This window comes from Achromobacter sp. NPDC058515, from assembly GCF_042721735.1.
Taxonomy (GTDB): Bacteria; Pseudomonadota; Gammaproteobacteria; order Burkholderiales; family Burkholderiaceae_B; genus Achromobacter.
Genome location: NZ_JBHXNI010000006.1, coordinates 287,879 through 313,421, shown reverse-complemented (window position 1 = coordinate 313,421; position 25,543 = coordinate 287,879). Strand labels below are relative to the sequence as shown.

Annotated in this window: 21 protein-coding genes; 8 read left to right on the top strand and 13 right to left on the bottom strand. The window is 68.7% G+C overall.

The annotated features are described in order from the left end of the window. Together ACFWP0_RS13795 and ACFWP0_RS13790 are read right to left on the bottom strand one after the other, a co-directional pair. A partial coding sequence (locus ACFWP0_RS13795) for a type VI secretion system Vgr family protein (protein WP_377842770.1) occupies positions 1-1,592 on the bottom strand: 1,592 nt, incomplete at its 3' end. A gap of 481 nt (positions 1,593-2,073) precedes the next feature. Beyond that, a complete protein-coding gene (locus ACFWP0_RS13790) occupies positions 2,074-2,946 on the bottom strand; it encodes a LysR family transcriptional regulator (RefSeq protein WP_377842768.1) in 873 nt (290 codons plus the stop codon). A gap of 162 nt (positions 2,947-3,108) precedes the next feature. Here ACFWP0_RS13790 and ACFWP0_RS13785 point away from each other — a divergent pair, with 162 nt between their 5' ends. Continuing rightward, entirely contained in the window at positions 3,109-4,629 is a 1,521-nt protein-coding gene (locus ACFWP0_RS13785) for an MFS transporter (RefSeq protein ID WP_377842767.1), read from the top strand. A gap of 21 nt (positions 4,630-4,650) precedes the next feature. Here the strand turns inward: ACFWP0_RS13785 and ACFWP0_RS13780 are convergent, their stop codons facing one another. Continuing rightward, entirely contained in the window at positions 4,651-5,934 is a 1,284-nt protein-coding gene (locus ACFWP0_RS13780; RefSeq protein WP_377842765.1) for a cystathionine gamma-synthase family protein, read from the bottom strand. Positions 5,935-6,193: 259 nt separating this feature from the next. Between ACFWP0_RS13780 and ACFWP0_RS13775 the strand changes: the two genes are divergently transcribed. The 5 genes from ACFWP0_RS13775 to ACFWP0_RS13755 all read left to right on the top strand — a co-directional run bounded on the left by ACFWP0_RS13775 (position 6,194) and on the right by ACFWP0_RS13755 (position 10,627). Continuing rightward, positions 6,194-7,069 carry a DUF1932 domain-containing protein gene (locus ACFWP0_RS13775; protein ID WP_377842764.1) on the top strand — a complete coding sequence of 292 codons (876 nt, stop codon included), beginning with the start codon at positions 6,194-6,196 and terminating at the stop codon, positions 7,067-7,069. A 61-nt stretch (positions 7,070-7,130) separates the two neighbouring features. Continuing rightward, positions 7,131-8,096: a Bug family tripartite tricarboxylate transporter substrate binding protein gene (locus ACFWP0_RS13770; protein WP_377842762.1), complete on the top strand. Its 966-nt coding sequence runs from the start codon at positions 7,131-7,133 to the stop codon at positions 8,094-8,096. A 35-nt stretch (positions 8,097-8,131) separates the two neighbouring features. Then, complete coding sequence (locus ACFWP0_RS13765) at positions 8,132-8,809, top strand: RraA family protein (protein ID WP_377842796.1); 678 nt, start codon at positions 8,132-8,134, stop codon at positions 8,807-8,809. Beyond that, entirely contained in the window at positions 8,806-9,867 is a 1,062-nt protein-coding gene (locus ACFWP0_RS13760; protein WP_377842760.1) for a hydroxyacid dehydrogenase, read from the top strand. Before ACFWP0_RS13765 ends, ACFWP0_RS13760 begins: the two co-directional genes overlap by 4 nt. A gap of 100 nt (positions 9,868-9,967) precedes the next feature. Then, positions 9,968-10,627, top strand: coding sequence for a GntR family transcriptional regulator (locus ACFWP0_RS13755; protein ID WP_377842758.1), 660 nt, complete (start codon positions 9,968-9,970; stop codon positions 10,625-10,627). 29 nt (positions 10,628-10,656) lie between these two features. On the opposite strand, the gene ACFWP0_RS13750 is transcribed toward ACFWP0_RS13755, so the two are convergent. From ACFWP0_RS13750 to ACFWP0_RS13705, 10 genes are all read right to left on the bottom strand, one after another. After that, on the bottom strand, positions 10,657-11,670 hold the full coding sequence (locus ACFWP0_RS13750) for a diguanylate cyclase (protein WP_377842757.1): 1,014 nt from the start codon (positions 11,668-11,670) through the stop codon (positions 10,657-10,659). A 34-nt stretch (positions 11,671-11,704) separates the two neighbouring features. Then, entirely contained in the window at positions 11,705-12,715 is a 1,011-nt protein-coding gene (locus ACFWP0_RS13745) for a chemotaxis response regulator protein-glutamate methylesterase (protein ID WP_377842755.1), read from the bottom strand. Next, on the bottom strand, positions 12,712-14,976 hold the full coding sequence (locus ACFWP0_RS13740; protein ID WP_377842753.1) for a hybrid sensor histidine kinase/response regulator: 2,265 nt from the start codon (positions 14,974-14,976) through the stop codon (positions 12,712-12,714). Before ACFWP0_RS13740 ends, ACFWP0_RS13745 begins: the two co-directional genes overlap by 4 nt. Further along, positions 14,973-15,635 carry a chemotaxis protein CheW gene (locus ACFWP0_RS13735; protein WP_377842752.1) on the bottom strand — a complete coding sequence of 221 codons (663 nt, stop codon included), beginning with the start codon at positions 15,633-15,635 and terminating at the stop codon, positions 14,973-14,975. Before ACFWP0_RS13735 ends, ACFWP0_RS13740 begins: the two co-directional genes overlap by 4 nt. Continuing rightward, entirely contained in the window at positions 15,628-16,911 is a 1,284-nt protein-coding gene (locus ACFWP0_RS13730; RefSeq protein ID WP_377842750.1) for a CheR family methyltransferase, read from the bottom strand. Before ACFWP0_RS13730 ends, ACFWP0_RS13735 begins: the two co-directional genes overlap by 8 nt. Next, a complete protein-coding gene (locus tag ACFWP0_RS13725; RefSeq protein ID WP_377842748.1) occupies positions 16,908-17,423 on the bottom strand; it encodes a chemotaxis protein CheW in 516 nt (171 codons plus the stop codon). Before ACFWP0_RS13725 ends, ACFWP0_RS13730 begins: the two co-directional genes overlap by 4 nt. A gap of 8 nt (positions 17,424-17,431) precedes the next feature. Next, a complete protein-coding gene (locus ACFWP0_RS13720; protein WP_377842746.1) occupies positions 17,432-19,051 on the bottom strand; it encodes a methyl-accepting chemotaxis protein in 1,620 nt (539 codons plus the stop codon). Positions 19,052-19,247: 196 nt separating this feature from the next. Next, positions 19,248-20,714: an amidase gene (locus ACFWP0_RS13715; RefSeq protein ID WP_377842744.1), complete on the bottom strand. Its 1,467-nt coding sequence runs from the start codon at positions 20,712-20,714 to the stop codon at positions 19,248-19,250. Positions 20,715-20,848: 134 nt separating this feature from the next. Continuing rightward, positions 20,849-22,450: an enterochelin esterase domain-containing protein gene (locus tag ACFWP0_RS13710; protein WP_377842743.1), complete on the bottom strand. Its 1,602-nt coding sequence runs from the start codon at positions 22,448-22,450 to the stop codon at positions 20,849-20,851. An 86-nt stretch (positions 22,451-22,536) separates the two neighbouring features. Beyond that, positions 22,537-23,421 (bottom strand): LysR family transcriptional regulator, encoded by an 885-nt coding sequence (locus tag ACFWP0_RS13705; protein WP_377842741.1) that lies wholly within the window; start codon positions 23,419-23,421, stop codon positions 22,537-22,539. Positions 23,422-23,514: 93 nt separating this feature from the next. Between ACFWP0_RS13705 and ACFWP0_RS13700 the strand changes: the two genes are divergently transcribed. Together ACFWP0_RS13700 and ACFWP0_RS13695 are read left to right on the top strand one after the other, a co-directional pair. Continuing rightward, positions 23,515-25,044: an MFS transporter gene (locus ACFWP0_RS13700; RefSeq protein WP_377842739.1), complete on the top strand. Its 1,530-nt coding sequence runs from the start codon at positions 23,515-23,517 to the stop codon at positions 25,042-25,044. 132 nt (positions 25,045-25,176) lie between these two features. Further along, positions 25,177-25,539 (top strand): group III truncated hemoglobin, encoded by a 363-nt coding sequence (locus ACFWP0_RS13695; RefSeq protein WP_377842795.1) that lies wholly within the window; start codon positions 25,177-25,179, stop codon positions 25,537-25,539. Positions 25,540-25,543 lie beyond the last annotated feature (4 nt).

The following is a 25,543-nucleotide window of genomic DNA, read 5'->3' as shown; positions in this document are numbered from 1 at the left end:
CGCAGCTCGAATCCTTCGCCCCGAGGTTGGCCGCCATCGGGGCGTGGATGCGTCAGGTACCCCAGGTGCAACTGGGTTGCGCCATGCTCGCTCATTAGCGCCGCGCTGATCTGCTGCGACGTGTCGTCCAGGCGCAGTTCGTTGGCGCGGTCGCCTTTATGCTCCTTGCTTTTGACAGTGTTCAGGATGTTGTGCCTGGGCAGCTCGTACGGCGGCAGGTTCGTGGCCCGGTATGTCCTGCCCGTCACGATCGGCTGGTCGCAATCGCCATCCAGGAAGTCGACGATTACCTCCTGTCCGATGCGCGGTATCGCCATGTGGCCCCAGGCCGCGCCGGCCCAGTTCTGCGACACGCGAATCCAGCAGGAGCTGTGCTCGTCGTTCTTGCCCAGGCGGTCCCAGGGGAACTGGACCTTGATGCGGCCGAAGTCGTCGCAGTAGATCTCTTCATTTGCCGGCCCCACGACCGACGCAATCTGCGGACCGTCGATGCGCGGCTTGCAGGCGGGCTCGGGCTTCCAGTCCACGCGGTCAGGCACGATGTCCGCGGTGTAGCGGTACTGCGTGCCTTGCGACGCTTCGGCGCCTTCTTCCTGCTGGCTCGTGTGCTGCACGCCGTGATGCTGCATGCGCACCGGGCGCCAGCCGTGGTTCCAGTCTTCGCGCGGGTGGCCGGTCAGGTCGAACGCCACGCCTGGCACCAGGCGCGCATCGTCGCCTTCGACCCGCGCCATGCGGGCATCGCGACGCAGGCCCAAGAGACGACTTTGCGTAAACGGTTTACCGGCCTCGTCGCGCTTGTATCGCCCAGGGTAGACGTAGCGCTCGTAGCGCTTGTCCTGGTGATCCAGGTCCGTGGCGACCGGCGAATGCTCCTGGTCGTACCGTGGATGCGTGTAGGTATAGTCGCGCTGCGTTTGGCGCGCGGTGCGCACCTGCTCGGCGTAGGTGAGCTTGCGCAGCGCGGGTTCGGGCTGATCGCCGCCGGGCGTGGGGTTGTAGGTGACCGGTCCTCCCTCGATTGCACCATGCACATAGATCCGGTCGCCGTGGATCAGCCGATGGCCCTTGTCCGTATGCGCAAAGCGATAGAAGAACCCCTCTTCTGCTGCCAGGCGGGCGAGGAACTGCAAATCCGTGTCGCCGGCCTGCACGCAGTATTCGCGCGATAGGTGTGCGTTGGTTGTGACCTGCTCGTAGTCCGTGATGCCGTGCGACTTGAGGACCTGTTCAAGAATCTCGGGCACCGATTGCTGCTGGAATATGCGCCAATCCGAACACAGGTCCGCGCGCGCCAGGGCCGGTTCCACCACCGCCCGATAGCGCGTTCTCCTGAACCCGCTGTCTCCTTGCTCGAAGCCGGTCAGGATTCCATGTACATGGCGCACGGGCGTGTCGCCGCGCCAGATCGTAAAGAGCGCAGGCTGATCAAGCAGCGCGCCAAAATCCACCGCCGCATCAAAGCTCGACAGCTCCACGCGCAGCAGGAAGGTCTCGGACAAGGCTTCGTCGAGCGTGAACTCGACGACCTCGAAGTCCGCGCTAGCGGCGGACGGGGTAAAGGTAAAGCGCACATCGGATAATCGGGGCATGTCGGAATCCTGGAAACCCGGAACGCCAGGAGAAAGCGTTCCGGCCATGTATGGGATAGAACTGGCCGTGACCAATGACGCTTATCGAGCGAGAGTATCTGCTGAAGTCCATGCCATCGATATAGGATTTGTTCGAGAATGCGATTCGACATAGCCTTAAGACGGCATGCGCCATTCCCCCGAATTACCGTGCCAGCGACCAGTCCAAATCTTGGGTGAGCCATGGCCACTTTGATCTACCGGCAATAATCCCACCCGTCGGGTCTTGGACGTGTAGCAGGACGCTCGGAATGCTCTGATCGCGCCGATTTTCAGGTCGAGCCCAAAGAGCATCCCTTCAATTTCCCATCCGAGTGTATTTAGGATTTATTTATTTTCATAAGTCGAATGTGGCATAGCAATATTGATTAATCGCATGTCCACAATGATCGGCGCCGACGCGCCAGCGCAGGCCACGCGCATCGCGACCTGGGGACCCACCCTAGCCCGCCCGCAGCAGCTGCTCCATGCGCTGCTGCAGCCACCGTTCCGTCTCGTTCAGCGTGGCGCCTTGCAGCCACAGGGTGCGCACGGACAGCATGGGCAGGGACAGGCCCGCGCACGGCACCGGCGTCAGCGTGGTGCGAAAGCTCTCGTACTCCGCAATGTTCAGCGGCAGGATAGCCCAGCCCAGGCCGTCGGCCACCATGCCGGCAATGCTGTAGAAGCTGTCGGTGCGCCACGCCGTGGGGCTCAGCACCACGTCGTCCACCCCTTCCATCTGCATGACCAGTTGCCGGTGCCGCGCCAGGTCCTTGCGCGTCACCTCGGCCTGCGCGGCCAGCGGATGCCCCGAGGCCACGAAAATGCCCTGGGCCACGTTGCCCAGGTAGCGGTGCGCGAAGGCGCTGCCCGGGTCGCCCCGGTCAAAGTGGAAGGCGATGCTGGCCCGCCCCTGCCGCACGTAGTCGGCCACTTCCGTCGCCGTGCCGTTCAACTGAGTCAGTTCCAGCGCCGGAAAGCGCCCGGCCAGCTCGACCACCAGCGCCCCCAGCACCAGGTAGGGCAAGGCCTCGTCCAGCGCGATGGACAGGCGCGCGTCCTCCCCGCCCGCGAACGACAGCGCGCGCTGGTTCAGCCCGCCCGCCTGGCGCAGCAGCTCCCTGGCCTCTTGCAGCATCACCTCGCCCGCGGGCGTCAGCGTGGCGTTGCGGCGCGACCGGTCGAACAGTTCCACGCCCAGGTCCGCCTCCAGCAGGCTCACGGACGTGCTGACCGCCGACTGCGCGCGGCCGATACGGCGCGCCGCCGCCGAAAACGAGCCGGACTCCGCCGCCGCGACGAAGTGGCGGAGCTGATCCAGGGTCCATTGCATGCAGGCTCCTTTAATCCATCTATTGTATAGATGGAATCCAACTTTTTAATTCAAATATACAGATGAATAATGCACACCGGAACTCGCGCGCCCGCCTGCCGGGCCGGCCCCGCGCCAGGCGGCGTCCGCGGATTCCGGCAATCAAATCAGGAGAGTAGAACCATGCAGCGGACTCATTCGAACGCTGTTGCCACGGCCGCTCCCGGCCGCTGGCTGGTGCTGGCCATCGTGTCCAGCGCCTTGTTGCTGATCGTCGTGGACATGACGGTGCTGTACACCGCCCTGCCCCGCCTCACGCACGAGCTGGCCGTCACCGCGTCGGCCAAGCTGTGGATCGTGAACGTGTACGCGCTGGTCGTGTCCGGCCTGCTGCTGGGCATGGGCACCCTGGGCGACCGGCTGGGCCACAAGCGGCTGTTCATGATGGGACTGGCGGTGTTCGGCGTGGCCTCGCTGGCCGCCGCCTATTCGCCCGGCGCCGTCCCCCTGATCGCGGCGCGCGCGCTGCTGGGCGTGGGCGCGGCCATGATGATGCCCGCCACCCTGTCCATCCTGCGCCTCACCTTTGCCGACGAGCGCGAACGCGCCGTGGCCATCGGCGTCTGGGCGTCGGTGGCCTCGGGCGGCGCGGCATTGGGCCCCGTGGTGGGCGGCGTACTGCTGGAGCATTTCTGGTGGGGATCGGTGTTCCTCATCAACGTGCCCATCGTCCTCTTGGCGCTGCCGCTGGCGCGGCGCTACATCCCCGCCAGCCGCCCGGACGCCACGCGCCCGTGGGACCTGGCCGGATCGCTGCAGGTGATGGCCGGGCTGGTGCTTTGCGCCTACGCGCTGAAAGAGCTGGGCAAGGCGTCGGCCTCGTGGCTGCACGCGGCCCTGGCTTGCGCGGCGGGCGCGGCCATGCTGGTCGTCTTCGTGCGCCGCCAGCGCCGCCGGCCCCATCCCCTGATCGACTTCGCCATCTTCCGCAACGCCTCGTTCAGCTCGGCCGTGGCCGCCGCGCTGTTCGCCGCCGCCGCGCTGCTGGGCATGGAGCTGGTGTTCAGTCAGCGGCTGCAGCTGGTGCTGGGCATGTCGCCCATCCAGTCGGCCCTCTTCGTCCTGCCGCTGCCGCTGGCCGCCTTCGTGGCGGGTCCGCTGGCGGGCCTGCTGCTTGGCCGCGTCAGCGGCAGGCGCCTGCTGTTCCTGTCGTTGCTGGTGTCGGGCGCGGGCATGGGCGGCTACCTGCTCAGCTACGACGGCCCGGTCATGCCCCAGATGATCAGCCTGAGCGTGCTGGGCCTGGGCATCGGCGCCACCATGACGGCGGCCTCCAGCACCATCATGCAGAGCGCCACGCCCGACCGCGCGGGCATGGCGGCGTCCATCGAGGAAGTGTCGTACGAGCTGGGCGGCGCGCTGGGCGTGACCCTGATGGGATCGATCCTGTCCGGCGTCTATGCGCAGTCGCTGGCCGTGCCGGCCGGCGTGGCCGACACCGCCGCCGCGCGCGACAGCCTGGACGAGGCGCTGATCGTGGCCGAAAGCCTGCCGGCGGACCTGGCCGCCACGCTGACCCGGCTGGCCAAGACGGCGTTCGAGACCGGCTACGCCGCCGTGATCGCCACGGCGACGGTCATGCTGCTGGCGACGGCCGCCTTTGTGCTGCTCAACCGCGCGCGCCGGCCGGCGCAGCGCGCGTGACGGCGCGACCGCGCCCCGCGCTCAGCTGTTGCGAAACGCGTTGTCCATGTCGGCGATCAGGTCTTCCTCGTGCTCCAGGCCGATGGAAATCCGGATCAGCCCTTCGGACACGCCGGCCGCGTCGCGCTCCGCCGCCGGCACGCCGGAATGGGTGGTCGACGCGGGATGGCACACCAGCGTCTCGGTGCCGCCCAGGCTCACCGCCGACTTGAACAGATGCAAGGCGTTGATGAAGCGGAACGCCCGGGAGCGGCCGCCTTCCAGCACGAAGGCGAAGGTCGAGCCCGGGCCCGTGCACTGGCGCTTATAGACTTCCTGGTAGGCGCGGTCGGCGATCATCTCGGGATGAAAGATCTGCACCTTCTCGTGCGGATTGCCCGACAGCCATTGCGCCACCTTGGTCGCCGAACGCGCCGCCTGCTTCATGCGCAGCACCACCGTTTCCATCGAGCGCGTGATCATCCAGCAGGAATGCGGGTCCAGCTGCGAGCCGAAGGCGCTGCGGATGGCGCGCACCTTCTTGATGAGGTCCTTGCTGCCGGTGACCGCGCCGGCCACTAGATCGCTGTGGCCGCCCACGTATTTCGTCAGCGAATACACGCACAGGTCCACGCCATGCTCGGCCGGCTTCTGGAAGATCGGCCCCAGCAGCGTGTTGTCGCAGACCGAGATCGGGCGGTAGCCGTGCCGCGCCTGGAACGCGTCCAGCTCGTTCTTCATGGCCTCGAAATCGAACAGCGCGTTGGTGGGATTGGCGGGCGTCTCGATGTAGAACACCTTCACCGGCCCCTTGGCCGCCGCGTCCTCCAGCACGGCGCGCATGGCCTTGGGCGACAGGCCGTCCGCCACCGGATGCGAGCCGATGCCCCATTCCGGGAAGATCTTGGCCAGCAGGGTCTCGGTGCCGCCATACAGGGGCACGGACTGCACCAGCTGGTCGCCGGGCCGCAGGAACGCCATCAGCACCGCGCTGATCGCGGACATGCCGCTGGACGTCACCGCGGCATCTTCCGAACCGTCCAGCAGCGACAGGCGGTCTTCCACGATTTCCAGGTTCGGGTGGTTGAAGCGGCTGTACACCAGCCCCGCCGATTCCCCCTGCGGCAAGGGCTTGCGGCCCGACACCAGGTCAAAGAACGCCGCGCCGTCCTCGGCCGACTTGAAGGCGAATGTAGAGGTCAGGAACACCGGCGGCTTGACCGCGCCCTCGGACAGAAAGGGGTCGTAGCCGTAAGACATCATCTGCGTTTCCGCATGCAGGGGACGGCCGAAAATGTCTTTCTTGTGGTAGTTCGAGTAAGTCATGGTGTGCCTCTTTCTCTGGTGTTCCAGCCGACCGGGCAGGCGCGTCACGCATGCGAAGACGATAGCGCCGAGCGCTGCCGGATGCATTGCAGTATGTGACCCGCGCCCGCGACCCGAAGCGTGCGTAAACGGCGACCCTCAAGAACTATTTTGTTTTTTTTCTGTACTTTTTAAACGAAAAACCTAGGGTAAATACCCCCTTTTCGCCCAATTATCGCCGCTTTATAAACACGTATTGTTTTTTTTATGTGTTTTTAATATGAAAATCGCATTGATTGGATGCGGCGAGGTCGGCCATTGCTACGCCCGGGCCTGGACCGCTGCCGGACACGCCATCGTCGGCATCGGCGAGCTGCGGCAAGACAGCGAGATGACCGCGCGCGCACAGGCGGTTGGCGCCGGCCTGCACGCCGAACCGGGCTCCTGGCTGGCGCAAGCGGATGTTGTCGTCTCCGCGGTCTATGGCTACAACGCAGGCGAGGTCGCCCGCCATGCCTTCCCGCATCTGCGCGCGGGCGCCGTCTACGCCGACTTCACCACCGCCAGCGCGGCGGACATGCAGGCCGCCGCCGCCGCTGCCGCGCCCTGGCCGGTCTCGTTCACGGACGTGGCGATCATGGGCGCCATCGCCCTGCTGGCGGAGAAAACGCCGCTCTTGTGCGCGGGAGACGGTTCGCAAGCCGTGGCGGCGCTGGGGGAAAGCGCCGGCGCGCCCGTGCGGATCATCGACGGCAAGCCGGGCGACGCCGTGCGCCTGAAGCTCCTGCGCAGTGTGATGACCAAGGGAATGGAAAGCCTGGCCGTGGAATGCATGGTGGCCGCCGAGCGCATGGGCCTGCGCGCATCCCTGTACGAAGTGCTGGCCGATATCGACCGCACTCCGCTCACGGCGTTCATGGATTCCTTCGTCCGTTCGCACGTCCTGCACGCGCCGCGCCGCCTGGCGGAAGTGCGCGAAGCCCGCGATCAACTGCATGAAGCCGGATTGGAGCCGCTGGTGCTCAACGGCGTCGAGCAGTTGTTCAACCGGACCACGCAAGGCATCCACGCCGCGCGCGCGGGCGGCCAGGCCGAGGCGCCGGATTCCGTAGAAGCGCGCCTGGCTTGGCTGACCACCTTGGCGCGCCAGCCCTGACCCCCCGCGCCGCGCCATAGAGCGCGGTCCCGATCCTAAATAAAACCGTGTGAGGAAGACAATGAAACTGTTCAAGAAACTGCTGGCCGCAACGCTGGTGCTGGGCTGCGCCGCCGCGCAGGCCGCCGACCTGGGCAAGGGGCCCATCACGCTGATATCGCCTTTCCCCCCGGGAGGCGGCACCGATACCCTGACGCGCATGATCGGCACCGCGATCGGCCAGGACACCGGCTGGAACATCGTCGTGGAAAACAAGCCTGGCGCGGGCGGCAACCTGGCGCTGGACGCGACGGCGCGCGCGAATCCGGACGGTCACACGCTCGTCATGGCGCAGACCGACAACATCGTGCTGAACCCCTGGCTCTACAGCAAGCTCAGCTACGACACGTTCAAGGACTTCAAGCCGGTAGGTCCGGTGGCCTCCTCGCCCAGCGTGTTCGTCGTGCTTCCCGACTCCCCCTTCAAGACGGTCGGCGACGTGGTCAAGGCCGCCCAGGCGCGCCCCAACCAGGTTTCGCTCGGGATTCCGGGCATCGGCGGCACCGGCGACCTGACCGGCTACCTGTGGCGCAAGGCGGCAAACATGGAGTTGATGCATGTGCCCTACCGCGGCTGGAGCCAGGCGTTCCCGGACCTGGCCAGCGGACGGATCGACATGTATGTCGGATCCGTGGCGTCGCTGTTGCCGCAGATTCGCGGCGGCAAAGTCCGCGCGCTCGCCGTCGTCGCCAATGAGCGCTCTCCCGCCTTGCCCGACGTGCCGACCTTCCCCGAAAGCGGTTTCAAGACCATCAACCAGTCGATCTGGTGGGGGTTGATGGCGCCGGGCAAGACGCCCGACGACGTCATCGCCGCGCTGAATGGCGAGCTGCGCAAGGTCCAGTCGAACCCTGATCTGATCAAGAAACTCGAAGACGCCGGCTACAGCGTCATGAAAGGCTCGCCCGAAGACCTCGCCCGGCAGCATCGCGCCGACCACGACGCTTTCGGCAAGGTCGTGCAAGAAGCCGGCATTCCCAAACAGTAGTCGGAACCGTACCTCCCCAGGAACCAGGAGCAATGATGATAGGCTTTGAAATCCACCCCCGCCGGCGCGCTGTCAGCAAAGAACTCGTCGACAAGTTCAGCCGCGTCCCGGTCGCCAACGTCAGCGACTGCATGTCGCGCATGACGGCAGGCGGCGCGCGCCTGCGTCCCATGCACGACGGCCAGCCTCTGGCCGGCCCCGCCCTCACCGTCCGCGCGCGCCCCGGCGACAACCTGCTGGTGCACAAGGCCCTGGATCTGGCGCAGCCGGGCGACGTCATCGTGGTGGACGCGGGCGGCGACCTCACCAACGCCATCATCGGCGAAATCATGACCACCTACGCGCAGCGGCGCGGCATTGCAGGCATCGTCATCAATGGCGCCATCCGCGATTCCGGCACGATCCGCCGCAGCGCCTTCCCCGTCTATGCCGCGGGCGTCACCCATCGCGGGCCGTACAAGGATGGGCCGGGGGAGATCAACTGCGTCGTCGCGCTCGACGGCATGACGATCGCCCCGGGCGACCTGATCCTCGGCGACGAAGACGGGCTGCTTGCGATTCCGTACGAGCAGGCAGAGGCCCTCTACCAGGCGGCCTCGGCAAAGCACGAACTGGAAACCAAAATGCTGGCCGACATCGCCGCCGGAACCCTCGATACTTCCTGGATCGACGCCCGGCTCCAAGCGCTGGGCTGCTCGGGTATCCAGTCATGAGCGCACCGGCAGGCGCCGCGCCGCGGTTGCGGGTCGCGCGGCTCGACCTCTGGATCGATCCGGCATTCGACGACGCGATCAGCCAGGACTCCACGCTGGACCTCCTGGTGCTTACCGGCAACGGCGATGCCGTGACGGCGGCGGGCCTGGCAAGCGCGCACGCCTACCACGTCAGCGCGGCCAAGGACGAAGTGCCTGCCCGCTGGCAGGTGTCGGCGGACCTCTTGATGCAGTGTCCCCAGTTGCTATGCGTTTCCTCTGGCGGCGCCGGCTACGACACGGTCGACGTCGCGGCCTGCACCCGGGCCGGCGTGGCCGTCGTGAATCAGGCGGGCGCAAACGCCGCTTCGGTCGCGGAAATGACCTTTGCCCTGCTGCTGTCGCTCGTCAAGCGCTTGGGCGAGTCGGAAGCCGCGCTCAGGGCCGGCACGGCCGTCAGCCGCGAGGCCCTGATGGGCCGCGAAATCGAAGGCCGCGTGCTCGGCATCGTCGGCATCGGGGAGATCGGGCGCAAGGTGGCCCGGATCGCCGCGGGGTTCGGGCTGCGGGTCATCGCGTTCGACCCGCTCATCTCGGCGGCGCAGATCGTCGAGCGCGGCGCCGAGCCCGTCGCGTTGGAGGCGCTGCTTGAACAGGCCGATATCGTCAGCCTGCACTGCCCGCTGGATGCCGGCACCCGGGGAATGTTCGACGCCGCCGCGTTCCAGCGCATGAAGCGCGGCGCGCTGTTCATCTCCACCGCGCGCGGCGGCATCCATGACGAGGACGCCCTGCTCGCCGCGCTGGAAGCCGGGCATCTGGCAGGCGCGGGGCTGGATGTATGGAAAGTGGAACCGCCGCCTCCCGGCAGCGGGCTGCTGCAGCGCCCCGACGTGGTCGCCGCCTTCCACACGGGCGGCGTGACGCACGAAGGCCGGCGCAAAGTGGCGCAGGGCTCGGCCAGGCAGATCATGGACATGCTTGCCGGCCGCGCGCCCGCCCGCCTGCTCAATCCCGAGGCCTGGCCGCGCTTTCTGCAGCGCCTGTCGCAATCCGGCATCAACGCGCAGCACAGCTAGGCGTCTGCGCAACTTCGCGCCGCGCCGCTGCGGGACGCGGCGCAGCCGCCGGCCGCCGTTGGTATAGTCGAGTGTTTAGAATCCGAAATGGCAAGCCGTCATGTCGAGCGCCAGTGATTACGTATACGGAGAATTGCGTCGCCGCTTGATGGCAGGATCGTTCCTGCCGGGCGAACCGCTGCGCGAAGAACACATCGCCACCCAGCTCAACGTGAGCCGCACGCCCGTGCGCAACGCCATCGAACGCCTGATCGCCGACGGCCTGGCGACCCGCGAAGGCCGCCGCGGGGCCGTCGTGCTGGGCTGGCAGGACCGGGACATCGACGAAGCCTTCGAGCTGCGCATGCTGCTCGAACCCTACTCGGCCCAGGCGGCGGCTGAACGCGCGACCCCGGAACAAATCGAGGAACTCGAGCGCATCAATCAATGCATGCTCGACGCGGTCAATTCCGACGCCCCCGACCGGGTCGCCCAGGTGCAGCACTACAACAACCTGTTCCACCATGCGCTGCTGGAGGCCGCGCAATCGGCCCGGGTGCGCGCCCTGGTCGAGAACCTGCTGGACATGCCCATCATCATCGGCTCGTTCTACTTCTACGGCCGGGACGACATGCTGCGCAGCGTGGAACACCATCGCCAGATCATCGCCGCGCTGCGCGCCCGCGATCCCGAATGCGCCCAGATTGCCATGCGCTTCCATCTGGCCGCCACGCACCTCCTGTTCCGGACGCATCGGAAGGACAAGAAGACGGAAGGGTGAGGCACGTTGCGGCGGCCGAAAGCCGTGCGCTACAGCTGCCCCGGCACGACCCGGTTGCGTCCCTGGCGCTTGGCCTCGTAGAGGCTCCGGTCGGCCACCTGGATCAGGTCGGTGCAGGGCTGCTCGGCCTTGGGCACCCCCGTTGCCGTGCCCACGCTGACCGTCAGCCAGGGGCTGGCGCCCGCGTCCTTGTGCGGAATCTGCATGGCTTCGATCGCGCGGCGCAGCTTCTCCGCCGCAAGGCGGGCGCTGCCGGCCGGCGTGCCCGGCAGCACCAGCGCGAACTCTTCGCCGCCAAAGCGCGCCGCCAGGTCGGTGGAACGGTCGCAGCTTGAGAAGATGGTGTTGGCCACGCGCTTGAGCGCTTCGTCGCCCGCGATATGCCCGTAGGTGTCGTTGTAGGTCTTGAAGTGGTCCACGTCGATCATCAGCATGCTGATCTCGCGGCCGTCGCGGCGCGCGCGCTGCCATTCGGCGTTCAGGTATTCATCGAAATACCGGCGGTTGCCCAGGCCCGTCAGGCCGTCCGAATTGGTGAGCCGGCGCAGCTCCATATTGCTTTCCAGCAGCTGCTGCTGGCTCTGGCGCAAGGCCTGGTAGGCCTCGTCTCGCTGCACCAGCGCCAGGTAGGAACGCGAGTGGTAGCGGATGCGCGCCACCAGTTCGATGGAGTCGGGCAGCTTCACCAGATAGTCGTTGGCGCCTGCGGCGAAGGCGGCGCTCTTGATCGCCGGGTCTTCCTTGGTCGACAGCACGATGATGGGGATGTCCCGCGTCACGGGGTGGCCGCGGTATTCCTGCACCAGGCTCAGGCCGTCCACGCCCGGCAGCACCAGGTCCTGCAGGATGACGGTGGGCCGGGTCTGGACCGCCACGGTCAGCGCCTTGTAGGGGTCCGAGCAATAGTGGAAATCGATGTTTTCCTCCGAGGCCAGCGCGCGCCTGATGGCTTCGCCGACCATGACCTGGTCGTCGACGAGCAACACCATGGCTGCATGCGAATGCAGATTCGCCGAGGCCGGGCCGTCAATGGGAGGGTGCATAGTGAGTCCTTGATTTCCAACGGTGTCCCGCGGCTCAGGCAAACGCCTGGATCACGCGGGCCGCGATTTGTTCGAGTGGCCGGATTTCCACGGCGGCCTGCATGGCCGCGGCCGCCTTGGGCATGCCGTAGACGGCGCTGGTGGCCTGGTCCTGCGCAATGGTGAGGCATCCGCGTTCGCGCAGCGCCTTCAGGCCGCGCGCGCCGTCCTGCCCCATGCCGGTGAGCAGCACGCCGACCGCCAGGCCGCGCCAGTGCTGCGCCACGCTATGAAAAAATACATCAATGGAAGGCCGGTACAGGCTTTCCTTCGGGTCCTCGGTGTAACGCAGCGTACCATCGGCCAGCAGCTGGAGATGATCGTCGGTCCCCGCCAGGAGGACCTGCCCGGGCCGGGGCCGCTCGCCCGCGCGCACCAGCCTCACGGGCAACGACACCTGGTCGTTGAGCCAGTCCGCCATGCCCGCCGCGAACGACGCGTCCACATGCTGCACCAGCACGATGCCCGCCGGAAAATCCATCGGGAGGTCGCGCAGCAGCTGGGCCAGCGTCGCCGGCCCGCCGGCCGAGGCCCCGATGACCAGGAGGCGCTGGGCGTCCGGGCGCTGCTCGGGCTTGGCCAGGGGGCTCAGGGCCGGGCGGCTGCCGTAGCGGCCGATCAGCCAGCCGATGTTGCGGATCTTGCGCAGCAGCGGCGCCGCCGCGCTGCGCATGTCCGCGCCGCCGACCACGGGCGTATCGACGGCGTCCAGCGCGCCATGGCCCATGGCGTCGAAGACCCGCGGGGTATGGCGCGCCACGTCCGCCGTCACCACAACGATGGCGCAAGGCGTTTCGGCCATGATGCGGCGCGTGGCCTCGACGCCGTCCATGACCGGCATGATCAGGTCCATCAGCACCACATCGGGCCGGTCGCGCGCGCATTGCTCCACGGCCTCCTGGCCGTTGGACGCCACCCACGCCACTTCCAGGCCCGGCTCCAGCGCGATCGCGCGCCGCAGGGTCTCTACCGCCATGGGCAGATCGTTGACGATCCCGATTCTCACGTCCGCGCCCGTCCGATAAGGTCTTCCACGGCATCGAGCAGCGCATCGTCGTGAAAGCTGCCCTTGGCCAGATAGTAGTCGGCGCCGGCATCCAGCCCGCGCCGCCTGTCCTCTTCCCTGTCCTTGTACGACACCACCATCACCGGCAGGCTCTGCAGGCGGGGGTCCGCCTTGATGCGCGACACCAGCTCGATGCCGTCCATGCGGGGCATGTCGACGTCGGTCACGACCAGGTCGAAGGCCTCGTTGCGCAGCATGTTCCAGCCGTCCATGCCGTCCACCGCCACCGCCACCTCGAAGCCGCGGTTCAGCAGCAGCTTGCGCTCCAGCTCGCGCACCGTCAATGAATCGTCCACGACCAGCACGCGCTTGGGGCGCCGCGCCTGCGCGGCCGCCGCGCCCCCGTCCACCCGCGTCAGGCGCCCGCCTTCGATGAGCTTCTGCACGGACAGCAGCATGTCCTCCACATCAAGGATCAGGAGCGGCGTGCCGTCGTCCATCAGCGCGCCCGCCATCACGTCCTGCACTTTGCCCAGGCGCGGGTCCAGCGGCTGCACGACCAGCGTGCGCTCGCCCACGTAACGGTCCACGGCGATGCCGTAGAGCCGGTCGTGGTCGCCCACCACCACCACCGGCAGCGCGTCGGCCGCCGGCGCGGGTTCGCCCGCGCGCAGGATCTGCCGCGCCGACACCAGGCCGACCTGCCGGCCCATGAAGCGGAAATGCTGATGGCCTTCAAGCTGTTCGATGTCTTGCGCCCGCAGCTGCAGCGCATGGTTGACGTAGGCCAGCGGAAACGCGTAGATCTGGCCCTGCACCTCGACCAGCAGGCTGCGCACCACCGACAGGGACAAGGGCATTTCCAGCACAAAGCGCGTGCCCTGGCCGGTCTGCTGGTGGATCCGCACGGCGCCGCGCAGCTGCCGCGCCACGTTCTGCACCACGTCCAGCCCCACGCCGCGTCCCGAGATCTCGGTGACCACGCCGCGCGTGCTGAAGCCCGACAGGAACAGGAATTCCAGCAGCTCGGCCTCGCTCAGGCGGGCGGCGGTCTCGGCATTCGTGAGCCCGCGCTCGACGACCTCGTTACGCAGCCGGTCCAGCGATATGCCGCGGCCGTCGTCGGCCAGCTCGATCAGCAGCATGCCCGCCGCGTGGCGCGCCGACAGCCTGATCAGGCCTTCGGGCGGCTTGCCCGCGTCGATGCGGTCCTGCGGCATCTCGATACCGTGGTCCACGGCATTGCGCAGCAGGTGCATGAGCGAGGCATCCAGCTTCTCCAGGATGTCGCGGTCCACCTGCGTGTTCTCGCCCTCGATCTCCAGCCGCACCTGCTTGCCAAGCGAGCGGCCCAGGTCGCGGACCATGCGGGCCATGCCGCCCAGCCCGTCGCCGAACGGCCGCATCCGGCAGGCCAGCGCGGTGTCGTAGAGGCGCTGCGCCAGATGGCTCATGCGCCAGCCGAACTCATCGACTTCGCCCGCGCGCTGCGTCAGCTCCTGCTGGCATTGCTGGACGATGCGCTGCGCGTCGTCCAGCAATGCCTGGGCGCGCGCATCCACCTGCTGCCCCGCCAGCGCGGCGCGCACCCCGTCCAGCGCCTGCGCGGCGCCCGCCTGCATGCGCCGCAGGCGCAGCATCGAGGCGCTGAAAGGCCCGATCCAATGCGACTCCACCAGCGTTTCGCTGGACAGGCCCAGCAATTTGTTCAGCGTGTCGGCGGTGACGCGCAGCACGCGTTCGCCTTCGCCCAGCCCCTGGTCGGAACTGCGCCGCAGCGGCGGCGCGGAAGCCGGCGCGGGCGGATCGTCCTCCCGCCGCAGGCTGGGGGGCAGGAAATCCGCGGGCCGGGGCGCGCGCGGCCGGGGCGCCGGCGGCGCATCCGGCGCGCCGCTCAGGCGCGCCACCAGTTCGTCGATCTCCCCGCCCAGTTCCACGCCGGGCGTGGCCACGCGCTGCAGCAGGTCGGCGCCCATCAGCAAGGCGTCGATATCGGCGGCCTGCAGAAGCACACGCCCTTCCTGCGCCGCCACCAGGCAGTCCTCCATGGCGTGCGCGATGCGCACGGCGGGATGCAGGTCGACGATGCGGGCGGCGCCCTTGAGCGAATGGGCGGCCCGCATGCAGGCCTCGAGTTGCGCCGCCGAGGCGGGGTCATGCTCCAGCGCCAGCAGGCCGTGGTTCAGCACCTGCACCTGGGTGCGGGTCTCAAGCTGGAACAACTCCAGCAGCGAGGCATCGCGCATCTGATCCGGGTTCACGCCAGGCTCCGTTCCAAGGCTTGCATCAACAGGGTCTCGTCCAGGACGCCCACGCTGCGGTCGCCGCAGCGCGCCACGCCGCGCGAATACTTCAGGCTTGCGCCCTCCACCGTGGCCGGCAGCGGCTCCAGCGCGTCCAGGTCAACGGCGTGCATGCCTTCCACCTCGTCCACGGGCAGCACCACCGCGCGTCCCGCGCCGCCGAATATCAGCATGCGCGCCGCCGCGGGCCGCTCGCGCAGGTCCGGCGCGGCGGCGTCCAGGCCCAGCAGGCGGGACAGCGACACGCACACGGTCAGCGTGCCCCGCACATTGGTCACGCCCAGCACCGCCGGGTCGCGGCGATGCGGCAAGGCCATGATGCCGCGGGCCCCGGCCACTTCGTCCAGCCCCCGGGTGGGAAGGCCCAGCCATTCGCGGTGCACCCGGAACACCAGCAGCGAAGACAGGTTGGCGGCCTGATGCGCCGCCACCCCGTCGTCGCGCGCTTCGGTTTGCGGAGGCAGCCGGTCCAGGATGCGCTTGGCCGCCGCCGCGTACACGGGGCAGTTGCGGCAATGCACATGCCCCGGCAACTGCACGCAGCTCTTGTCGCCCCGGATGCCGATGCGGTTCCAGCAGTCGTCCACGCCGGACAGCGTCGCGATGGACTCACTCACGTCGCGCCTCCTGTCGCGCCGCGCGCGCTTGCAGGCGGCGGGCGCCTTCATGGTCGCCGTCGGACGCGACCAGCGCGGCCAGGTGCAGCAGGGCCTCGCGATGCGCCGGGTCCAGATACAGCGCCTTGCGGTAGGCGGCCTGCGCCTGCCGCGCCTCGCCCGCCGCATCCAGCAGCAGGCCTTGCAGATACATGGCCCCGGCGCTGGCGCCGTGGATGCCGATGTGCGCGCGGCACTGCGCCAGCGCGTCCTGCACCCTGCCCAGGTCCGCCAGGGCGGCGACATGGCGCAAGGACGCCTCGGCCGCCTGCGCCGGCGCCTGGGCGTCGCGCATGGCCGGTGGATCGGCGATCGCGGCGTGCGGCAGCGGCAGGCGAGCCGCCGGCGCCTGCGGGGCCGGCCGCCGCGACGGCGTCCAGCCATGCACGATGGGCTGGGGAGCCAGCCGCGGCGCGGGCGCGCCGGCGGGCGCGGGCATGGGTTGGGACCGGAATGCGAACGCGCGCGCGATGGGCACCGGCGGCAGGCGCCGTCCGGTCAAGAGGCTGGTCTCGGCCGGGCCGACAAAGATCGCCCCGTCCTCGCGGGTAAAGCGCCGCAGGACCTGCACCGCGCGTTCCTGCGTGGCCGCGTCGAAGTAGATGAGCAGGTTGCGGCAGAACACGAAGTCGTAGGGCGCGGCGCCCGCCAGCAGATGGGGATCGAAGAGATTGCCCGGCTGCAGGCGGACGCGCCCGGTCGCCAGCGCAGCCAATTGATGGCCATCGGGCGTTTCCGAAAAGTGGCGGTCGCGAAACGCCAGGTCGTCTCCGCGAAAGGAATTGCGGCCATACACGGCGCGCCGGGCAAACGCGATCATCCGTTCGCTGATGTCCACGGCGTCCACCTGGAAGCGATGCGCCGGCACGCCGGCGTCCAGCAGCGCCATGGCGATGGAATAGGGTTCTTCGCCGCTGGAACAGGGCACGCTCAGCACCCGCAGCACGCGCTCCGCGCAGCCGGCGGCGAACAGCCGTTCGCGCGCCAGCGCGGCCATGGCGGCCTGCGATTCCGGATACCGGAAGAACCAGGTCTCCGGCACGATCACCGCTTCGATCAGCTGCTGCATTTCCTCGGGCGAGGCCTGCACCCGCATCAGGTAGTCTTCTTCGTCGCCCACGCCGGCGGCGTTCATGCGGTGGCGCACGGCGCGCTCCACGGCGGCCTGGCCAATGGAGCCGCTGTCCAGCCCCATCCTGCGCTTGAGCAGGCCGCTGAATTCGTCGATGCGGCTCATGGGCGCGCCTCGTCCGCGGCCGCCGGAAACAGCAGCGCCCGCGCCTCGCGCGGCAGCAGGTCGCCGACCCTGACGGCCTGCACCATGCCGCCCGCATCGCTCAGCACCGGGCCGAGATAGCGGGCGTCGGGATTGTCCAGCCCGCCGGACTGGAACGCGGCGGGATCGTAGTGGACGGTTTCGGTCGCCTGCTCCAGGATCAGGCCCAACGCGCGTTCGCCGGCCCGCGGATCGGCCCGGTAGCGCACCACCGCCAGCCGCGTGCTGGTCACGGCCGCGGCGGCGCCGGCGCCGGCCAGCGCGCTCATGTCGATGACGGGCACGGCCGCGCCGCGCCGGTCCAGCATGCCCGCCACCCAGTGCGGCGCGCCCGGCACCTGCTTGAACACGCGCAGGCCCAGCACCTCGACGATGTCCCCGGCGTCCAGCGCATAGCGGTCCCCGCCGATGCGAAAGAGCAGGTAGAGCCGTCGGGCGGCGGACGCCGGCGCGTCGCAAGCGGGTTCTGCCATGACGGCGTTCACACCTTGAAGCGCGAAACGCCGCTGCGCAGGTCATTGGCCACCAGCGTCAGCTCTTCGATGGCCAGGCTGGATTGGCGCAGGGACTCCACGGTCTGCTGGGCGGCGTCGCTCAGCTGCTGCAGGGCCTGGTTGATCTGCTCGGCGCCGGTCGCTTGCGCCTGCATGCCTTCGTTGACCATGTGCACGCGCGGCGCCAGCGTCTGCACCTGCTGGATGATCTGCGACAGCTGGTCGCCCACCTGCTGCATGTCGGCCATGCCGCGCCGCACTTCCTCGGAGAACTTGTCCATGCCCATCACGCCGGCGGAGACGGACGACTGGATCTCGCGCACCATCTGCTCGATGTCGTAGGTGGCCACCGCCGTCTGGTCGGCCAGGCGGCGGATCTCGGTGGCCACCACTACGAAGCCGCGGCCGTACTCGCCGGCCTTCTCGGCCTCGATGGCGGCGTTCAGCGACAGCAGGTTGGTCTGGTCGGCCACCTTTGTGATCGTGGTGACGACTTGCGTGATATTGCCCGCTTTCTCGTTCAGGATGGCCAGCTTGGCGTTGACCGTGCCGGCCGCCCCCACCACGTTGCGCATCGTGTCTTCCATGCGCGCCAGGCCCACCTGCCCGCTACCCGCCAGCAAGGCGGTCTGCTCGGCGGCGCCGGAGACTTCCGTCATGGTGCGGACCAGCTCGCGCGAGGTGGCGGAGATTTCGCGCGAGGTCGCGCCGATCTCCGTCGTGGTGGCCGCCACTTCGGAGGCGGTCGCCTGCTGCTGCTTGGACGTGGCGGCGATCTCGGTCACCGAGGTCGCCACCTGCACGGCCGAACGCTGCGTCTTGCCGACCAGGCCGGTCAGCTCGTCCAGCATGCCGTTAAAGCCCGTTTCGATGGCGTTGAATTCGTCCTTGCGCGCCAGCGTCAGCCGCCGGGTCAGGTCGCCGCCCCCCGTGGATTCCAGCGTCGTCACGATGACGCGCATGGGGTTGGCGATGGCGCGCATCAGCAAAATGCCGCAGACGATGGCGGCGGCAATCGCCAGGGCCAGCGACACCAGCATGCCGACTTCGGCCGTGTTCACGGCCCGCTGGATGCTGACCGCGGAATCGTCGGCCAGCTGCTTGTTCTCGGCAACCATTTTGGCCAGGGTGTCCCGGCCCTTGTAGAACGCGGGCCGCAGGTCGGCCTGGATGCGCGCCTGCGCGCGCTGCGTGTCGCCCAGCATGGCGGGCGCCAGGATCTCGGCGCGGATGCGCTTGTAGTCCTGCAGCTGGCTCTGGAACTCGTCGAACATCCGCCGGTCGTCCTGCCGGCCGATGGTGCGGCGGTAGAACTCGATGTGCTCGTCGAGCAGCTTGTCGTTCCTGGGCAGCGCCTCCAGCGCAAGGCGACGCTCCTGTTCGCTGCCGGTATTGAAGGCGTCCTGCACCACGACGAACCCGGCGAACCACGAGGCGCGGATCGAGGTGCTGTAGTAGATCCCCGGCACGGCGTCGTTGTTGATCATGTCGACTTCCGCCTCGATGTGCAGAAGCCGCCGGTAGTCCACCACCACCATCAGCGCCATGATGGCCAGAATGACCAGGAAGCTGGCCAGGATGCGCTGGCGGAGCGTCAGATTCTTCATGCCGGGAGACCTTTGTGCTGTTTCAACTCGTCAATTTCCAGGAGGCGGAAAATTCCGACAATTATTACAAAGGCGCAGCCCGGCAGCCATGAAAAATACGGGAAATCCCCAAAACATGGCCCGGTTCGTCGGAAAAAAGCAAAGCCCTCTTACAAGGGCTTGTGCTTTGCTGTGACAGGACGTACGAAAGCTGGGTTCAGGCAGCGGCCGTCCACAGCGCCTCGGGCGGGCGGTCCTGCACCCAGTCGCGGGCCTGCTCATACGCATGCGCCAGTTGCAGCACGGCCAGGTCGCCCCGGGGCGGACCGACCAGCTGCATGCCCATGGGCAGGCCGGCGGCATTGAATCCCACGGGCACGCTGATCACCGGGCAGCCCGCCAGCGTCCAGGGCGTGACGGTTTCCATCCAGCGGTGGTAGGTGTCCATGGGCCGCCCGGCGATTTCCTTGGGCCAGTCCAGTTCCACGTCGAACGGGAACACCTGCGCGGACGGCACGGCCAGATAGTCCACGTCCTGGAACATGCGCAGCACTGTCTGGTACCAGGCGCTGCGCTCCTCGGTGGCCTGGTAGACCTGGCGCGCCGTCATGCCGTCCAGCCCTTCAACCTCCCAGATCAGCGCCGGCTTGACGAGCTTGCGCGTCTCGGGGTTCTGGACCAGGGCATGGAATTGGCCGCCCACCATCAGATGGCGGTGCGCCAGCCAGATGCGCCAGAGCCGGTCGCCCGCGAACGGCACCTGGTAGTCCGCGACGCGGCAGCCGGCGGTCTCCAGGTCCCCCAGGGCCTGCGCGCACAGGTCCAGGATGCCCGGCTCCATTGGCAGGTAGCCGCCCCAGTCGCCCAGCCAGCCCACGCGCTTGCCGGCCAGGTCGGCGTCCAGCGGCTGCGCGAACTGCGCGGGGTCGTCCGTCAGCGACAAGGGCGCGCGCGGGTCGTGGCCCGCCATCACCGACAGCATCAGGGCGACGTCGCGCGGGGTGCGCCCCATGGGGCCCTCATAGGAAAGCTGCTTGAGGAACACCTCCGGCGCGGGTCCGGGCGGCACCCGGCCCGCCGAGGGGCGCATGCCGTAGACGTTGCAGAAGGCCGCCGGGTTGCGCAGCGACCCGCCGAAATCGCTGCCGTCCGCCACGGGCAACATGCGGGCGGCCAGCGCCGCGGCCGCGCCGCCGCTGCTGCCGCCGGCGGTCTTGGCGGCATCGTAGGGATTGCCGGTGGCGCCGTAGACCTTGTTATAGGTATGCGAGCCCAGGCCGAACTCGGGCACGTTGCTGCGGCCGATGAAGATGGCGCCGGCGGCGCGCATGCGCTCGACCATGATGGAATCGTGCGCCGTCACCTGGTCCTTGTAGACGAGCGAACCCATGGAGGTGACCATGCCGCGCACCGCCGTCAGGTCCTTGGGCGCCTGCGGCATGCCATGCAGCCAGCCCAGCCACCGGCCCGCCGCCAGCTGGGCGTCGCGTTCGCCGGCCTCGCGCAGGAGCTCGTCGCTGTCGCGCCGCGCGACGATGGCGTTCAGCTTGGGATTGACCCGGTCGATGTGCGCCAGGTACGCCTGCATCACCTCGCGGCAGGACACGCGGCGCGCGCGGATCGCGTCCGACAGCGCGTGCGCGGGCAAGGCCACGATCTCGTTCAGCGGGGCGGCGGTAGGCATGCATGTCTCCTTGTGGCGCGCCGCGGGACAGCCGGGCGCATATTGTCGTCGTGCGCGGCGGCGGCCGGCCGCCCGCGCATGGCGACAATACTACGCAAATCGGGCGCGCCGCGCCCGATGGAGGGACGGCCCTGCTAGCGGCTGGCCTGCCGGCGCGCGCCTATCAGTTCCAGCAGCCCGTCCGACAAGGTGCCGCGCCAGCTCAGGTAATCGTGCCCGCCCGCGACCTCGCGGTGCGTCACCAGGTAGCCCTTGGCAAGAAGCACGTCGCGCAGGTGCCGGTTGGTTTCCAGGATGCCGGGCTGGCCGCCGCGCCCCGATTCGAACAGGCCCGCCCCCAGGAAGAAGCGCACCGGCAATTTGCGGACGGCGACGAACTGCCGCGTCAGCCACTGGTCCTCTTCGCCGGGCGGCGCCCACCAATAGGAACCCGACTGGCTGAGCACGTTGCCGAAGACCTCCGGATGGCGCAGCGCGGCGTAGGCCGACGCCAGTCCGCCATAACTGGAGCCGCCGATTACCGTGCGCGCCGCCGGCGCGCCGATGCCCTGCTTGCGCGCCCACGGCATGAGCTCCCGGGCCAGGAAGTCGGCAAAGTCCGGATTCGGCGGCAATTCCCGGCCACGGGAATCCGCGGTGGGATTGTCGATCAGCAAGGCCGCGGTCGGGGGAATGGCGCCGGCGGCGATCATGTTGTCGAGGATGGTCGGGGTGGGCACGCGGCCCAGGTAGGCGCCGGCATCGAACAGCACCAGCACATGGTTGGCCGGGCCGTCCGGCCGCCATCCCGCCGGGCGGTAAAGATGGATCTTGCGCGTATTGCCCAGGATGTCGCTGCGCAAATCCAGCGCCTGCACCGTGCCCGCCGGGACGCCCGCGCGAGGCTCGACCCAGGGCTGCGGCGGCGCATCGGCCAGCTCCAGCACGGAATAGGTCTGGAAGGCGTCGATGCCCCGTTCGGGATAGGCCTTGGCGTTGTAGGGGTCGACCTGCGCCGTGGCCAGGATCGCGCGGCGCCGCGCCATGCCGGAGCCCGGCAGCTCGGGCACGTCCGGCGCCAGCCGGTACGACAGCCTGGCCGAGCGCGGCACGACGAAGCTTGCGTGCCAGACGTCGGAGCCGCCAAGCCGGGCCAGTTGCACATGGTCCGACGACGGGCCGCCAAACAGGCGCACATTGCGTTCGGCGCCGCGCCACAGGAACGTCACGCGGTCATGCCCGGCGTCCACGCGCTCGACCAGCGGCGCGCCCTGCCGGGCCACCTCTTCCCAGAACGCGCCGGTCGTGCCGCCCTGCGCCAGCGTCGCCACCAGCGCGGCCAGGCGCGGGCTGTCGACCGCCGGCGCGGGCGCGCGCTGCGCCGACAGGGGCAAGCGTTCGGTCACCGCCCACTGGTACGCGCCCTGCCCCTGCGCCCGCAGCGTATAGACGCCATCGGCCGGCGCCACCAGCATCAGCGTGCCCGCGGGCTTTTCGCGGTCGCTCAGCCTGCGCACATGGCGGCCGGCGGCGTCCAGCAGATCCAGCGTCACGCCGCTGTCCGCGGCCCACGTGCCCGCCACGAATTCCCCCTTCTGCAAAGAAATCCGTTCGTCCGCATGCGCCTGCGCCGTTACCGCGCCCTGCGCGGACTGCGCCGCCGCGATGGCCGGCGCCATGCCTGCCAAGACGGCCGCCAGCGCCGCCGACGACACCCGTTCCCGCCACCCGCTGCCCTTCACTTGTCGCATATGCATCCCGTTGCTTCACGATCATCTTTAATAAGAATAGGTATCATTATTACCTAAAACGCCCGTGGCTCCGGTCCGCGCGCGTGGCGCATTCAGGCAAACAGATGCTGCGCCAGATAATCGATGAACACACGCAGCTTGGGCGAGGCATGACGGCTGGCGGGCCATAGCGCCCACATCGTGCCATTGCCGCGCGTGCGCTCCTCCATCACCGCCTGCAGCTTGCCCGAGGCCAGTTCCTTCCTGATCGTGAAATCCGGCAGGCATACGATGCCCTGCCCGCCCAGCGCCAGGAAGATGCGCATTTCCACGCTGTTGCAGACCAGGGTCAGCGGCAGCTCCGGCGCCTGCGCGCCGGGCCCCAGCTTCAGCGGCCACTTTTCCAGCCGCCCGGTGCTGGGATAGCGGTAATGCAGGCAGGCGTGCTGCATCAGGTCGCTGGCGCGCCTGGGGACGCCATGGCGGCGCAGGTAATCGGGCGAGGCCGCCAGGATGCGGCGAAACGGCCCCAGCCGCCGGCGCTTCAGGCCGGAATCGTCCATCTCGCCGGTGCGGACCACGGCGTCGAAGCCCTCGCCGATCACATCGACCATGCGGTCCGTGAAGTCCAGGTCCAGCTCCACCTCGGGATACTGACGCATGAAGCCCGCAATGGCCTGCTCGAACAATCCGCTGTAGCGCGGCAGGCTCACCCGCAGCTTGCCGTGCGGCGCATCCGTGGCTTCGGACAGTTCCAGCTCCGCGGCCTCGACCTCGCAGAGGATGCGCCGGCATCGCTCCAGGAACTTCTCGCCTTCCGGCGTCAAGGCGATGTGCCGCGTGCTGCGGTGAAACAGCCGCACCTTCAGGCGCTCTTCCATGCGCGCCACGCTCTTGCCGACGGCGGACGGCGACACGCCCAGCACACGGCCCGCTTCGGAGAAGCTGCGCGTCTCCGCCACCAGCGCGAACACGCTGATGCCGCTCAGGCTGTCCATCGCAAGCCCTCCTTCAATGCGGACAGAATTGTCCGGAATATTCGGAATCCTAGCCTGTTTTTCTTTTATCGGCGGACGCCTATTCTTCGCCTCATGCAAATTCCCGACTCCCCTCCCCCCGGCCGCCGCTGGCTGCAATTGCTGTCGGCAAGCCTGACCGCGCTGCTGATTCCCCTGTGCTTTACCGGCCCCGCCGTCGTCCTGCCATCCATCAGCCACGCGCTGGGCGGCACGCCGGTTGAATTGAACTGGATCCTCAACGGCTACATCCTGGCCTATGGCAGCGTCATCATGGTGTCCGGCAGCCTGACGGACCTGTACGGGCCGCGTCGCGTATGGCTGGCGGGCCTGGCCTGGTTCTGCGCCGCCACCTTCCCGATCCCGCTCATGCCCACAGCGGGCTGGATCGACTTCCTGCGGCTGATGCAGGGCATGGGCGGGGCCGCCGCCTTCGCCGCGGCCATGTCCTCGCTGGCGCCGCTGTTCCACGGCGTGGCGCGCACGCGCGCCTTCAGCCTGCTGGGCACCACCTTCGGCATCGGCCTGTCGTTCGGGCCCCTGGCCTCGGGCTGGATGGTGCAGGCCGCCGGCTGGGAATGGGTGTTTCTCGCCACCGGCTTTGTCGGCGTGGCGGGCGGCCTCCTGGTGGCGGCGAGCGTGCCCCGCACGCCCGGAACCGCGCGGGGCCGACTGGACTGGCCGGGCGCCGCCAGCTTCACGGGCGCGCTCGGCCTCTACACCTACGGCATGCTGCTGGCGCCCGAGGCCGGATGGACGGATGGCTGGGTGATCGGCTCCCTGCTCGCATCGGTCCTGCTCGCCGTCCTGTTTGTCCGCGTGGAGCGCCGCGTTGCCCGCCCCATGCTGGACCTGCACCTGTTCCGCGACCCGCGCTTTGTCGGCGTGCAGGTGCTGGCCGCCTCGCCCGCCTTCCTGTTCATCGTGCTGATCGCCCTGCTGCCGGGCCGCTTCATCGGCATCGACGGGTACGGCGCGCTTGAGGCCGGGCAGCTGATGATCGGCCTGGCCGCGCCGCTGCTGGTCGTGCCCTTTCTGGCCGCGCTGCTGACGCGCTGGTGCAATCCGGGGCTGCTGTCCGCCATGGGGCTGCTGGCGGTTGCCGGCGGCCTGGCATGGCTGGCCAATGTGCTGGCGACCGGCGCGACCGGCCTGTGGCTGCCCATGGGCCTGATCGGCATCGGCATCGGCGTGCCGTGGGGCCTGATGGACGCGATGGCCGTCAGCGTCGTCGACCAGCGCAATGTCGGCATGGCCACGGGCATCTTCAACACGGTGCGCGTCTCCGCCGACGGGGTCGCCATCGCGGTGGTCAGCGCCCTGCTGGCCCTGCTGATCCAGACGCAGTTGACGGCCGCCCTGGGCGGCGCGGCGGACAGCCGGACCATCCTGCAAGCCGCCAACCGCGGCGCGCTGGGCCAGCTGGCCGAAGCCGCCACCCTGCTGCCGGGCGCGGCCGACCTGCTGCAGCGCAGCTACGACACGGCCTTTCGCAAGGTGCTGCACGCGCTGGCCGGCGTCGCGGTGCTGACGGCGATCGCCATCTACGCGCTGCTGGGGCGTCCGCGCCGCCAGGCCGCCGCGCAGGAACAGGCGCCGGCGTAAGTTCCGCCGGCGCGTTTGAGCCAGATCAAACCGCCGGCTCCCGCACCCGCCCTAACATCGCCTCCTGCCCCCCGCCCGGAGACGATCTTGACCCCACCCGCCGACCTCTGCACCGAAGCCGAAATCCAGGACATGGTGCATGCCTTCTACGGCAAGGCCCGCGCCGACGAGGCGCTGGGCCCCATCTTCAACGGCATGGTCCACGATTGGGACGAGCACCTGGCGACGCTGTCGGATTTCTGGTCCGCGGTGCTGCTGGGCACCCGGCGCTTCTCGGGCATGCCCATGCCCAAGCATGCCGCCATGCCCGACCTGAAGGCCGAACTCTTCGAACGCTGGCTGGTGCTGTTCGGAGAAACCGCCGATGCGCTGCCCAACCGCGCGCTGGGCGACGCCGCCCGGGAAATGGCCAAGCGCATGGCGCGCAGCCTCTGGTACGGCTACCAGCTCAGCCGCGATCCCTCGCAGCCGCTGACCGAACTGCGGCCCGCGTAGGGCA